Consider the following 13,650-nt stretch of genomic DNA (forward strand, 5'->3'; position numbering starts at 1 on the left):
AGTCCACGGTGAACACGATGGTCGATCAGCTCTCCGCGTTCGCCGACGAAGTCACCCGTGTCGCCCGCGAAGTGGGCACCGAGGGAAACCTCGGCGGCCAGGCACATGTCCGCGGCGTCTCCGGCGTCTGGAAGGACCTCACCGACAACGTCAATTTCATGGCCGACAATCTGACCTCGCAGGTCCGCAATATCGCCCAGGTCGCCACCGCAGTAGCTCAGGGCGACCTCGGCAAGAAGATCGACGTCGACGCCCGCGGCGAGATCCTCGAAGTCAAAACCACCATCAACACCATGGTGGACACCCTTTCCTCCTTCTCCTCCGAAGTGACCCGTGTCGCCCGCGAAGTGGGCACCGAGGGAGACCTCGGCGGACAAGCACATGTCCGCGGCGTCTCCGGCGTCTGGAAGGACCTCACCGACAACGTCAATTTCATGGCGTCCAATCTGACCTCGCAGGTCCGTAACATCGCTCAGGTCACCACCTCCGTGGCCAACGGCGACCTGTCGCAGAAGATCACTGTCGACGCCCAGGGCGAGTTCCTCCAGCTCAAGTCCACGGTGAACACGATGGTCGATCAGCTCTCCGCGTTCGCCGACGAAGTCACCCGTGTGGCACATGAGGTGGGCACCGAGGGAAACCTGGGCGGCCAGGCACATGTCCGCGGCGTCTCCGGCGTCTGGAAGGACCTCACCGACAACGTCAATTTCATGGCCGACAATCTGACCTCGCAGGTCCGCAATATCGCCCAGGTCGCCACCGCAGTAGCTCAGGGCGACCTCGGCAAGAAGATCGACGTCGACGCCCGCGGCGAGATCCTCGAAGTCAAAACCACCATCAACACCATGGTGGACACCCTTTCCTCCTTCTCCTCCGAAGTGACCCGCGTCGCCCGTGAGGTGGGCAGTGAAGGACAGTTGGGCGGCCAGGCCCGCGTCGAGGGCGTTCACGGCACATGGAAACGTCTGACGACGAGCGTCAACAGCCTGGCTCTCAACCTGACCACACAGGTTCGGGCCATCGCTGAGGTGGCCTCTGCGGTGACCCAGGGCGATCTTTCCCGTTCCATCGCCGTCGACGCCCGCGGCGAGGTCGCCGAACTGAAGAACAACATCAACCTCATGGTCTCCAACCTCCGGGAGACCACCAGGGCCAAGGACTGGCTGGAATCGAACCTGGCCCGTCTGGCGGGCCTCATGCAGGGCCACCGCGATCTCAGGGAGGTCGCCGAACTCATTCTGCGCGAACTCACCCCGCTGGTGAACGCTCAGTACGGCGCGTTCTTCCTGGCGGACACCCACTGCGACGACAGTTCCTCCGACAACGTGGGGAACCAGGGCAAGGGACTCGCCTTCATCGCCGGCTATGGGTCCCAGGCATCGACCACGGGCGCCGCGGACACCCTGGGATCGACGGTGGAAACGCCCGGCATGCTCAGTCACGGCTTGGTGCGTCAGGCCGCTCTGGAGAAGAAGCGGATCCTTGTCGAAGAGGCACCACCGGACTACATCAAGATTACTTCGGGACTCGGGGAAGCTGCCCCCGCCAGCGTGGTGATCATCCCCATTCTGTTCGAGGACACGCTTCTCGGCATCATCGAACTCGCCTCCTTCTCGCGCTTCTCCGATGTGCATCTGGCGTTCTTCGACCAGTTCGTCAACACCATCGGCGTGGCCATCAACACGATCATCGCCAACTCTCGTACGGAGGCGCTGCTGAGTGAGTCCCAGCGGCTGGCGATGCAATTGCAGGAGCAGTCGGACGAACTGCAGAGCCGGCAGGCTGAACTACAGCGGTCGAATGCCCAGCTCGAGGAGAAGGCGAGCCTGCTCGCGTCCTCGTCACAGTACAAGTCGGAGTTCCTGGCGAACATGTCGCATGAGCTGCGGACCCCCTTGAACTCGCTGCTCATCCTCGCCCGGCTGCTGGCGGAGAACCCCGATGGCCATCTCACCGACAAGGAGGTCGAGTTCGCCACGACCATATACCGCTCCGGGTCCGACCTCCTCCAGCTCATCAACGACATCCTCGACCTTTCCAAGGTCGAAGCCGGCCGGATGGACATCCGACCGAACAGGATTCCCCTGGTCAAGCTCGTGGAGTATGTCAGCGCCACGTTCCGCCCGATAGCCATAGACCGCCGGCTCGCATTCGAGATCGTGGTCGGGGAGGACGTGCCGGGCGAGATCTACTCCGACGAGCAGCGCATCCAGCAGATCCTGCGCAATCTGCTGTCCAACGCGATCAAGTTCACCACACAGGGCAAGGTCACCCTGCGGGTGGAACGAAGGCAGAATCTCCAGGTGCTGATGACACCGGCCACCGACGTCATCGCCTTCGTGGTGGAGGACACCGGCATCGGCATTGCGCATGACAAGCTTTCCTCGATCTTCGAGGCGTTCGAACAGGCCGACGGCACGACCAATCGCAAGTACGGCGGCACCGGTCTGGGCCTGTCCATCAGCCGTGAGCTCGCCAACCTGCTGGGCGGCAAGATCGTCGCCGAGAGCGAAGTGGGGAAGGGCAGCACCTTCATCCTGTACGTTCCGGTCGCCTCACCGGACGGCGACGCCGGCGCGGAGACGGTGCCACCGGCCGACGCGTCCGCGCGAGAGCTCGTCAGCACCCAGGTGGCACTGTCCCCCAAACTCCGCGAGCCCGACGCCGCCTTCCCGCTCTGTCTGCCCGTCAAGCAGAGCGACAACTGGCTGAGCCCCACACGTCTGGAGGAATGGACGTCCGGACGTCCGGGACAGGTGCTGCCGGGCAGGCGCGTCCTCATCGTCGATGACGACATCCGTGTCGTCTTCGCGCTCACCCAGGTCCTGGGACGCGTCAAGATGCCTGTGGTCTACGCGGAGAACGGAAAGGAAGGCATCGAGGTTCTCGAGCGCCAGCCGGACGTCTCCCTTGTCCTCATGGACATCATGATGCCTGAAATGGACGGCTACGAGACCATCGAAGCGATCCGCAGCACCCCGCGCCATGCGGACCTGCCCATCATCGCCGTCACCGCGAAGGCCGTCCCCGGCGACCGTCAAGAGGCCATCGCACGGGGAGCCGACGAATACGTCCCCAAACCCGTCGACGTGGACCGGCTGCTCGCGGTCGCATGCGAACTCCTGGACCCCGACGGATCACCCGGAACCCCGCGCGTCACCACCGTAGGTGAGGCGGATGCCAGCCCACGGCGGGATACCACTGACACATCCCCGGAGCAGCCGTCATGACACCCGGACCCACCCCTGACGTCGCCAGCATCCTCCTCGTCGACGACATGGAAGACAACCTCACCGCCCTCGAGGCCGTGCTCGATCCCCTCAACCAGCACCTCGTACGGGCGTCCTCGGGACCGGAAGCCATGAAGGCGCTGCTGCGCCAGGAGTTCGCCGTCATCCTGCTCGACGTACTCATGCCCGGCATGGACGGTTTCGAGACCGCATCCAACATCAAGCGTCTCGATCAGACCAAGGACGTGCCGATCATCTTCCTCACCGGCGCGAGTACCGACAGCAGTTACGCGTTCCGCGGCTACGCCACTGGCGCCGTGGATTACCTCACCAAGCCCTTCGATCCATGGGTGCTGCGCGCCAAGGTCTCCGTGTTCCTTGAACTCCACCGCAAGAACAGACAACTGCAGGACCTGGTGGCCCGGCATCTCCATCGTCTCGACGACGTCAGCGAACGGCTGACCCGTGTCGAGACCCAGCTCGCGTCAAGCAGCCCGGACGACACCGCGGGGCTGTGGCACCACGTGGCCCGTATGGGGGAGGCCATCCGGGAACTGCGCCAGTTGCTCACATCCCGTTACTCCGCGGACCTCAGAGGTGAGAGCGACGGGCTCACCGACGCGCAGAGCCAGCCTTGCATGGCCTCCCCGGGTGTGTTCCGGTGATCGGGCGAGGGGACGTTGACATGCGCGAATCCGAAGTGGCGACAGTTCGGATGTGCACCCTTCCGGGAAGCACTGTCGCTCCCTCTGCCGCGCGTGCGTTCATGCGCAGAACACTCGATGAGTGGGTCGGCCGCGAACTCTCCGCGGAGACTGCCCAGCGGCTGCTCGAGGACGCTCTGCTCCTGGTGAGCGAGCTGGTCACCAACGCCGTCGTTCACGCAGGTACGGCCGTGGATGTGCGCTGTCGCCTCCAGGATCCAGTAGCGCTCGAAGGCGAACGGACGGCACCGGCACTGGTAGTGGAAGTTTCCGACCGCCATCCATCCCGACCGCCGCTGCCGGGGGAGCTCGACACATCAGGCATGAACGGCCGTGGACTCCAACTTGTGAGGGCGATCGCACAGGCCTGGGGCGTGAGCTACGGCGACGGGATCAAGACCGTCTGGTTCCGGCTCTCCCCCGCCGACGCGGACACGGCAGCCTGCGCCGTCCCCCGGCTGACCGGCACATCGGCCCCGGACCGTGGTGACGTTCACAGCGTTTCCCCACCGCACCCTCGGCATCCGATCGCCGAGGACTGTCATCCCGCGTGGGACAGACACGCCGCGCTGTCCTTCCTGGCCGAGGCATCGGACCTGTTCTCCGGCCAGTTCGACGAGGACAAAGTGGCCGCGCTGGCCGGCCAGCTCCTCGTGCCCCGGTTCGCGGAATGGTGCGCGGTGTGGCTGGAGGGAGAGGGAGGCACACAGCGCCGCACACCCCGACTCGTGCGGGTCTGGCACACCAGCGAAAGCCTGGCTCCTGGCCTGCGGACCCTTCTGGAGACGAAATCCTCCGCACTCCTGAAGCAGGCACAGATCTGGCCCGCGCAGCTGCCCATGCCCCCTTGGCTGGGTCCGGCACCCGGCGTCCACGACGGGCCGCCGGGGGGCGTTGCGCTCGCCTGCCAGCTCGTCGCAGCAGGGCACAGAGTGGGCACGCTGGTCCTCGGGCGGATAAGACGCACCCACCCGCCGGGCGCGGCCGTCGCCCTCATAGCGGATTTCGCCCGTCGGCTCGCACTGGCGGTCACCGCGGCCCGCCGGTACACCCGGCATGCCGACACCAGCAGAGTGCTCCAGCAGGGGCTGTTGCCGGAGAGTCTCCCGGACGTCCCGGGCATGGACACCCATCTCGTGTACGAACCCGTGGGCGAAGGCGCGACGGCGGGCGGCGACTTCTACGACCTGTTCCGCACCAACGACGGCCGGTGGTGTTTCGCTCTCGGCGACGTCTGCGGGCATGGGCCCGAAGCGGCTGTCGTCATCGGTCTCGTACGACCTCTGCTGAGGGTCCTGGCCGAGGACGGCTACGCCGCCCCCAAGGTTCTGGACCGGCTCAACCGGGTGCTGGTCGACGATGCGGTACGCGCGGCTGAAGCCGCCCCGGCCGGACACGCCTGCACCTGGGAGGAAGTGCGTTCGCTGTCCCTCCTCTACGGTGAACTCGCCCCCGGTACTCCCGGCGGCATCCGCTGCACGCTCGCCAGCGCCGGGCACCCGCTTCCCCTCCTGCTCGGCGCCGGGGGAGACGTACGTCCCGCCGCGGACCCTCAGGTGCTCCTCGGCATCATGGAGACCACTGCCTATGAATCGCAGTCCTTCACCTTCGCACCCGGCGATGCCTTGCTGTGCGTCACCGATGGTGTGACCGAAAGGCGTTGCGGGAAGCGCCAGTTCGACGACGACGAGGGCCTGCCCCGGATGCTCGCCCGGTGCGCCGGGCTGGGAGCGGCGGGCATCGCCGAACAGATCCGGCACGCCGTGCACAGCTTTGCCCCGGCCCCACCCGTCGACGACCTGGCGCTGTTCGTCCTGCGAGCCCGTTGACCCGGGCGCCTGCGACGCAACTGGAGTTGCATAAAAATAATATCTTGCAAGGAAAGTTGCATCACGGTCCCGCAGTAACTAGCCTTTCGCGCATCCCATTCGAACTGCGAAGGCCGCGATGGCGATGGATCCCCGTGTCTCGCTCCGTGGCGTCACCAAGCGCGCAGCCTGGGACTGACCGATGGGCCCGCGGCACCCAGTGTCCGGCACGACCACCTGACCGCTCGAGCATCCATTGCGGCCTTGGCACGCACACGATGCAGGAAACTCACACATACCCCGGCTGGTGCAGACCTGGCATCAGCTGACATCCATGGGAGATGAAGACGCCGTGACGATGCATTCGGCGACCCTGGCCATCAACGAAACCATCCAGGCCCGCAGAACGGCGGGCGAGAGGGTGCTGCACCTCGGCTTCGGCGAGGCCGGCCTGCCGGTCCCGGAAGGAATCGCCGACGTCCTGTCAGAGGCCGCCGGGCGCAACGGATACGGGCCCGTCGTCGGTTCCTCTCAGGCCCGTGAAGCGGCTGCGGGCTGGTTCACCCGCAGGCACGTGCCGACCCGGCCCGAGCAGGTCCTGTTCGCTCCCGGCAGCAAGGCGCTCCTGTTCGCGCTGCTGACAGCGCTTCCCGGGGACCTGGTGCTGCCCTGCCCTGCGTGGGTCAGCTATGCCGCGCAGGCGGGCATCGTGGGCAAGCGCGTCATCAAGGTGCCCGTACCCGCCGAGTCAGGAGGCATCCCGGACCCCGCGCTGCTGCAGCGGGCGCTGAAGGCCGCGCGTGGGGCGGGCGCGAACCCCGGCGTGCTGGTGCTCACCGTCCCGGACAACCCGACGGGCACGGTCGCCCGGCCGGAACACATCCGCGAGGTGTGCGCCATAGCCCAGCAGTACGGCCTCGTGATCGTCTCGGACGAGATCTACGCCGAGCTGTGCCACGACGGCACACCGCCTCCGAGCGCGACCTCCTGCTTTCCCGAGCGCACCGTCGTGACCAACGGCTTGAGCAAGTCCATGGCGTTGGGCGGCTGGCGGATCGGATTCGCCCGAGCGCCGGACACTCCCTGGGGCCGCCTGCTGATGCGTGATCTGACCGGCATCGCCAGCGAAGTGTGGTCCAGCCTCGCCGCGCCCATGCAGGCCGCGGCCGCCTACATCCTCGCGGACCCCGGCGACGTGACCGCCCACATCTCCGCCTCGCGCCGGCTGCACGCCGCGGTCGCCCACGCCGTGCATCGCGAGTTCGTCCGTGCGGGTGCCGTATGCCGGACCCCGCAGGCCGGCTTCTACCTGTACCCGGACTTCGAACCGGTCCGCGAGGGGCTCGCGCGCCAGAGTGTCACCACCGGCCCGGAGCTGGCACATGTCCTGCTGGACCGTCACGGGGTGGGTGTCCTGGCCGGCCAGGCGTTCGGCGATGACGTACGTGCCCTGCGCGCCCGGGTGGCCACGAGCCTGCTGTACGGCGAGTCGACGGACGAGCGCTGGGCGGCCCTGCGCAGCGACGACCCACTCTCCCTGCCCTGGATCTCCGCCTCGCTCGACCATCTCTCCAAGGCCCTGGACGCTCTCGTTCCGCAGGACTGAAGCGGCAGCCGATCAGCGGACGGGACCGTTGCGGCCCGGCACTGTGCCGACTGGACACTGCCGGGCCGCAGACGGCCCCCGTCCGCCACGACCGCGGGCGGCCGAGCCGGTGACGCCCTCGCGCCTGGAGAATTGCGCGCAGGGCCGTGCACAGGGCCGCGCTTGGCAATCGCGTAGGGTCAGTCGGCCTCGGGTGTCGCCCCACCGGGTTTGGCGGGCAGCTCCCGCAGAGGCTCGGCCACGTAGACGCCGAATCCCTCCAGCAGTTCCTCCTCCTCCAGCAGCGTCTCGCGCACCTCAAGCCCGCTCGCCTGAGCCACGCCCGCGGCCAGCGCCTGGACCAGCGCCGTGAAGGCGGTCATCGATCGCAGCACGGAAGGCCCGGAGGCATCCACGAAGAACGCGTGATCCGCGAGCGGCGCCAGCGGCGACCCAGGATTGTCGGTGAGGGCGATGCACCGGGCTCCGCGTGCACGGGCCCAGTCGAAGGCACGGACGGTCTCCGCGGTGTAGCGGTGGATGGAGACGGCGACGAAGCAGTCGCCCGCACGGATCCGGCGCAGCTCATCGGTGAGCGTGCCGGCGCCGGCCGTCACGAGCTCCACGTCCTCACGGAGCATTCGCAACAGGTAGCCGAGCAGGTACGCCGGGGCATGACACTTGCGCAGGCCGATCACATGAACCCGCGGCGCATCGGCCAGTGACCGTACTGCCGCGTCCCACTCTGCCCGGTCGATCCTGGCGAAGGTGCGGGAGATGTTGGCCCGGTCCAGCGCGACCGCCCGCTCCAGCAGGTCGCCGCCCTCCGCATTCAACTGCTCCAGGTTGTCGTACCGGCGCAGCAACTGCGCCTGCTCCTTCAGCCGCTCCCGGCACAGCCGGGTCAGCCCGGGATAGCCTCCCAGCCCCAGACCCGTTGCGAACCGGACGACCGTTGCCTCGTTCACTCCGACGGCCGACGCCAGATCGGAGACGGTCATGAACGCGACCCCTTCGGGGTCGGCCATGACCCGGTCAGCCAGCAGCCGCTGCGAGGGGGTGAGCCTGCGAAGTCGCTCCTGCAGTCGTGCCACGAGCTCGTCGAAGGAACCCGGTGCTTCTTGGGATGCCGATGCCATGGACCGATCTTCTCGCTCCGGGCGGCGCCGGGCACCGGCGGGTGCCCGAGGAATGTCACGTGGGACCGCTGCCCGGACGCATCGAGGCAGCGGCCCGAGTCGGCTCAGCCACCGCTGTGAACGCCACCGTGCCATGTGCGCGGAGGCGCACCCTGCCCGGCCGAGGACTGCACGGAATGAGGTGACGGAAAGCCGAGGCTCCGGCGGTGCGGAACAGCCATGCACTGGCCGTCCATTCGCCGGAGCCTCGTCGGGAGCCGCTGTCAGGAGGCGGGAACTGTGGACTACCCGACTGGTTCCGAACCCCATCCCGTTCCGGTATATGGCTTGTAGGGGCCAACACCGTTGCTGGCAAACAGGGCCGTCGAAGTGCCCGTGACTTCAACGAGGCTATTCATCAGCAGATGGTCCTCTTCCGGTTTCGGGATGCTCCACCCGTCGGGCAGGGACCACCCCGCTTCCCTCGCCTTCTGCAGCACGTCGACTACATCAACCTCGACGGCGAACCTGTTGTTCCAGCAACTTACCCCGCCGCCTGCGCAATTCTTCTCCTTGTCTTTGCCATTGATCTTGACCTTCTTAGTGAACTTGGCCTTGACACTCCAGTCCGATTTGTACTTCGCTGTCTTGAGCGTGGAGTACACGTAAACTTCCTTATGCGGGGGCACCGTGATATTGGAGGAGGGAATTGAATAGGTCCTTGCGAGACTCGTCGTACAGGCACGGGACTTGGTGAGCGATACAGTGAGCGTTTGCGTGACGGTCCCTGAGGCCACATTCTGTTGGCCGAGAGTTCCAGCGACCTCGAGGGCGGCCGAAATTCCTCTTGTCGTCGTGGCCGTATGCGTCGTCCAGTGCTGCGCTGCATAAGACGCACTGGACAGCGTCTGAGTGGTGTTGTTGCCATTCCAGAGTCTAGTTTTCAGCACCGCCTCATCTGCCACTCCAGTGACCGTGGTGCCCAAATGCTTACTGACGAGATCACTGACCTCTACATCATCGGTGATCACGTCAACATCGCGAGTATTATTGTCGTTGCGGCCGGCGTTCACCCCTTTCCAGAGGTAAGCATCCTTGATCATTTTCTCCAGGTTGGTGAAGCCTGGGGCCCGCGAAGGGAGATCGTCGGCGTCGTACCCATCACCGGTGGGATCGGCCGGGTCGGCAGTGGCGTACTCATTGTTGCACTCGTCAGGCTTAGGCATGCCACCAATTGCTATGATGGCGGAAGCAGGCTGCTGCATCAGCACCATGGAGAGCAGCGCCATCGTCACCCCCGATCCAACAATCACTCGCCTTCTTCTGCTTCTGCTATTCATCGCTCTTCACCCTTCCATGCTCACGGGACGAGCCGGCCCTGGCTCCGACTCGGATGGGCGTAGTGGGCAGCAGCCCGCGTCGGTGTAAGTCATCGAGCCGGGTCGGCGTCTTGGGGTGTGTGGGGCCTGCCACGCTCCCGTGTCCCGCGCGGCGCCGCCTGAGTATCCGTTGCTCAAGGCCGGGCGGCCCTGCGCGCACGTCACCGGGCCCCGGGTGCCCGCGGCTCCCGCTCGGGACGGCCAGTCGCAGGTCAGTGGCCGGTCTGCGAGTAACTCTCCACGTTCATGGGCGAGTTCCGCGGTCCCGCTTGCGCATGCTCGCCGCGCCCGCCGCCATTGAGTACGGTCCGCCGGACACGCGTACGAGCGGGAAGGGCACGAGGTGGGGCGGATGACCGGTGGGGATCCGTCGCTGCTGCGGCGGATCAATTCCGCAGTGGTGCTCCATGCGCTGCGCGCGCCGAGGCGCCCACACTCACCGATCTGACCCGGATCACGGGGCTGTCCCGGCCGACCGTCGAGGGCGTCCTCGAAGGGCTGGTCGGCTCCGGTCTGGTCGTGGAGACAGGCCCCGACGAGAGCGAGCCCCGGCGGCAAGGGCGGCCGGCGCGGCGGTTCCGTGCCGAGGCACGGGACATCGAGGCCCCAGGACCGGGTCTCGTCGATCATGTCCAGGGCCAGTTGCCACTTCTCGACATGGCCCACGTCCTCCGGGATGCCGCACCGCTCGCGGTGGGCCACCTTGGCGGGATCAGCCTGCGGCGACGCAGGATCCCAGCTCTTGGGGAGAAACAAGCGCCAGTCGATCGCCGCCGAGGCGGTGTCCGAGGCCAGGTGCAAGGACACGCCCGCTTGGCAGTTGGTCACCTTGCCGGCGGTGCCGGTGCACTGCCGCGACACACAGGCGGAACTGTCACGCTTCCGGGGTGCTGCGGTCCGTCCGCCGCATGCGGCGGGCCTCAGAAGAGTGCTTTCAGGGCTGCGTCGATGCCGATGAGGGTGGCCTCGCTGAGAAGTTGGCCCACGCGTTGTTGTATCGATCAGCGGCGTTGCCTGAACGAACAAGGTTCCTACTGTTCGTACTGCTCCTACCCCCACCCGGCCACGCCCGCTGCCTGCCGTAGCCTCTATGGATGCAGGTCATGGAGTGGGACGGAGGTCAGCTGGCGGTAGTGCGTCCCCCGTCGGGCGGGTTCCCGCGGCACAGTCACGACGAGTACGTGATCAGCGTCAACCTCTGCGGCTTGGAGCAGGTCCGGCTGGACCGCACCTCGTTCGACGTGAGCCTGGACGAGTTCACTGTCTACAACCCCGGCCAGGTCCAGTCGTGCACCACCCAGGTCCTGCCCGAGACTTCCTTCGCGGCCGTGAGCTGGTACGTCCCGCCCACGGTGGTGGAATCGCTGACCGGCGATGCCACCGTCGACTTCGAACGGCCCGTCGTCCGTTCTCCGCACCTGCGCGCCGATTTTCTGGCTGCCGCCAGGGCATTCCGCAAGCTTGCACCGGACGGACACCCTTCGCCCGCCGAATCCGCTGCTCTGGTCCAGGAGCGACTGGTGCTCGTGCTGTCGCGGCTGCTCGACCTGGCGGCGGGACGGCGCGCGCGTGGCCCGGAGACCACCGACGCCCGGATCGCCGCGGTTCTTGACCGGCTCCGCGCCGACCTGTCCGTCGCGCCCCGGCTGGCCGAACTGGCCGACGAGGCAGGCATGTCCCGGGAACATCTGATCCGGACGTTCACCCGCGCCACCGGAGCCCCGCCCTACGCCTGGCACCTGTCGGCCCGGTTGGCCGAGGCGCGGCGTCGGCTGCGCAGGGGCGTGCCCGTCGCCGACGTTGCGCACGGGCTCGGCTTCGCCGACCAGGCGCATTTCCACCGCCATTTCGCCGCGGCCTACGCCATCACACCCGGCCGGTACCGTCGGCTGTGCCGGTTCGAGTGGACTATCCGCAGAAGGAACTCATCGCGAGACTCCTGGCGGATACCTGCGAGATCTGCGGAAGCAAGGGCAACGTTCAGGTGCACCACGTCCGTGCTCTCGCCGACCTCGCTCACACCGGATGGCAGCCTTCCGACTGGGCGCGCGTCATGCTTCACCGACGCCGCAAAACCGTCGTGGCCTGCAACACCTGCCACGACCGCATCCACTCAGAACGGCCAGCCAGACCACTCACGCAGTAGTCACTGGAGAGCCGGATGACCGGGAAACCGTCATGTCCGGTTCGGCGGGAGGCCGCGCGGAACAGGACTCGCCCCACGGCGAGCACCTCACCGCGCGGCCGACCCAACCGCCTGGCTGCACGGTTTCAAACGGCTCCGCATCCACTCGGAACGCCGAGCAGACATCCACGAAGCCTTCTCCTCAAGCTCGCCTGCTGCCTGATTACCCACCGACAGGTGCTGTCCCTGACCTGACCGCCATCTGCCTCACGCCGATAGACGGCTCCGGCGAACTGCTTGCATGAACCGCACGTACTGCAGTCCGCACTTGCCCCCAGATCCAGGTAGGGGGACTCGGCCCCTGGAACAGCAGCCACATAACATGACCAGCCGGACGAGAGGAAGATCACCTGTGAGCGCACAGTCCCAGCACGACGGGTCAAAGATGGATACCGCGCTCTACCCGGAGCTCAGCCCCGACGCCGGCGACCCGGGCGCTGGGCTGCGGCGCTTCGCGGCAGCAGCAGGAATCACCCTGGCGCCGCTACATGTCACGGAATGGGCATCGGCGCCTCACGGGCCAGTCACGCTCGTCGTCGAAGCAAACCGCGGGATCGTCCATGTCGTCCTGGAACGCGACAGGCACGAAATCCAGGTCGACCTGACGATGCCCTGGCTGGGAGCGGCCCTTTCCGGGCATGCCGAGACGCTGACGGACGTGGCGCAGGCGATCGACGACTGGCAGCGTGGCGACGCACTCACCATGATCGCCAGCCGTCGGGTGTGGCTCGCCGCCTCCCCGCGCGCAGTGGCACACGAGCAGGGGCGCGCTGTCGAGTACGCATGGGACGTGGCGAGGGCCGCGACCGCCGACCAGTGGAATGGGCCTCTCGTGGAAGAGGCATACAACACCCCGGAGCTTCGCCAACTCGCCCCGCTCGTCACCCACGGCACGCTCACATTCCGCCGCTCCCCCATGCCGCCCTTCTCCCACGACCTCTTCGAGATAGGCCCCGCCGGCAACAACAGCTGGCGGGTCGGTAGCCAACAGGCCCCACTCGGCACGCACACCGTTGTCCCCACCGTCGCCGAAGCGATCGCCCTGGTCGTAGAGGCGCTGACCCCGGACTGCAACCCGGCCATCCAGGCCAGTGACTCCGAACTCGACTAGCTACTTGCTCCTGAAAAATGGTTCGCCCAGCTCAGAGGCGGTATCAGGGTTGGATCGTGGTGGCGGCTTTTGTAGGTGGGGGCTCTGTCATCGGCTGACGACGACCATCCGCTGCAGGTTGTAGGCGAAGATCCCGAGTCCGGTCCAGGCCTGGGCACCCGCCAGGTGGCGCAGGCGGGTGCGGCGGAGTCCGAAGGTCAGGAGCAAGTAGCTAGTGGGTCGCTCTTTGTTAGGCGCTCTAAGACAAACGGCGGCGCAGTTCACCGGTGCGGCTGACCTTCCACGGGTTCGGGCCTCGCTCCGAGGCTCTGATCCGGTGGATCGTCTTGTGTGACTCGTGGTGCACGGCACCCACGGCGAGGTCATCGGCCATCGCGCGGTCCGCGACCACATTGCCCTGCGACCGCTTCCGGCGACGCCCTACGTCGGACTGCTTCAAGTGCCCCAGGGTCCGACTCGGTGCTCCGGCCTCGCGGTCGGCCATCCGCAGCAACCTGACCACTGAGCGGTTGCCACGTATCTCCGAGCGT

General features: G+C 66.8%; 8 protein-coding genes and 4 pseudogenes. 9 read left to right on the forward strand and 3 right to left on the reverse strand.

What is annotated here, in order from left to right:
* The 4 genes from AC068D_RS02255 to AC068D_RS02270 form a co-directional block, all read left to right on the forward strand.
* The coding region (locus tag AC068D_RS02255) for a HAMP domain-containing protein (RefSeq protein ID WP_478821007.1) at window positions 1-3,230 on the forward strand (3,230 nt) is incomplete at its 5' end.
* Window positions 3,227-3,895: a response regulator gene (locus AC068D_RS02260; RefSeq protein ID WP_478821008.1), complete on the forward strand. Its 669-nt coding sequence runs from the start codon at window positions 3,227-3,229 to the stop codon at window positions 3,893-3,895. The genes AC068D_RS02255 and AC068D_RS02260, both read left to right, overlap by 4 nt.
* Before the next feature lie 50 nt (window positions 3,896-3,945).
* Window positions 3,946-5,763, forward strand: a complete 1,818-nt coding sequence (locus AC068D_RS02265; RefSeq protein WP_478821389.1) for a SpoIIE family protein phosphatase — start codon at window positions 3,946-3,948, stop codon at window positions 5,761-5,763.
* Between the two features lie 313 nt (window positions 5,764-6,076).
* Window positions 6,077-7,348 carry a pyridoxal phosphate-dependent aminotransferase gene (locus tag AC068D_RS02270; RefSeq protein ID WP_478821009.1) on the forward strand — a complete coding sequence of 424 codons (1,272 nt, stop codon included), beginning with the start codon at window positions 6,077-6,079 and terminating at the stop codon, window positions 7,346-7,348.
* Window positions 7,349-7,527: 179 nt separating this feature from the next.
* On the opposite strand, the gene AC068D_RS02275 is transcribed toward AC068D_RS02270, so the two are convergent.
* Window positions 7,528-8,466, reverse strand: a complete 939-nt coding sequence (locus tag AC068D_RS02275) for a MurR/RpiR family transcriptional regulator (RefSeq protein ID WP_478821010.1) — start codon at window positions 8,464-8,466, stop codon at window positions 7,528-7,530.
* A gap of 284 nt (window positions 8,467-8,750) precedes the next feature.
* Entirely contained in the window at window positions 8,751-9,734 is a 984-nt protein-coding gene (locus tag AC068D_RS02280; protein ID WP_478821390.1) for an ETX/MTX2 family pore-forming toxin, read from the reverse strand.
* Between the two features lie 433 nt (window positions 9,735-10,167).
* Here AC068D_RS02280 and AC068D_RS02285 point away from each other — a divergent pair.
* Window positions 10,168-10,415 (forward strand): annotated as a pseudogene (locus AC068D_RS02285) (helix-turn-helix domain-containing protein); the annotation flags it as partial.
* Here the strand turns inward: AC068D_RS02285 and AC068D_RS02290 are convergent.
* Window positions 10,416-10,700, reverse strand: a pseudogene (locus tag AC068D_RS02290) (transposase); the annotation flags it as partial.
* Window positions 10,701-10,927: 227 nt separating this feature from the next.
* Between AC068D_RS02290 and AC068D_RS02295 the strand changes: the two are divergent.
* The 4 genes and pseudogenes from AC068D_RS02295 to AC068D_RS02310 form a co-directional block, all read left to right on the forward strand.
* Window positions 10,928-11,701 (forward strand): annotated as a pseudogene (locus AC068D_RS02295) (AraC family transcriptional regulator); the annotation flags it as partial.
* 107 nt (window positions 11,702-11,808) lie between these two features.
* Window positions 11,809-11,970 carry an HNH endonuclease gene (locus AC068D_RS02300; protein WP_478821391.1) on the forward strand — a complete coding sequence of 54 codons (162 nt, stop codon included), beginning with the start codon at window positions 11,809-11,811 and terminating at the stop codon, window positions 11,968-11,970.
* A 109-nt stretch (window positions 11,971-12,079) separates the two neighbouring features.
* Window positions 12,080-12,204: pseudogene (locus tag AC068D_RS02305) on the forward strand (IS5/IS1182 family transposase); the annotation flags it as partial.
* A 157-nt stretch (window positions 12,205-12,361) separates the two neighbouring features.
* Window positions 12,362-13,120, forward strand: a complete 759-nt coding sequence (locus AC068D_RS02310; RefSeq protein WP_478821011.1) for a DUF6193 family natural product biosynthesis protein — start codon at window positions 12,362-12,364, stop codon at window positions 13,118-13,120.
* Window positions 13,121-13,650 lie beyond the last annotated feature (530 nt).

Source organism: Streptomyces sp. NPDC043861 (assembly GCF_056435905.1).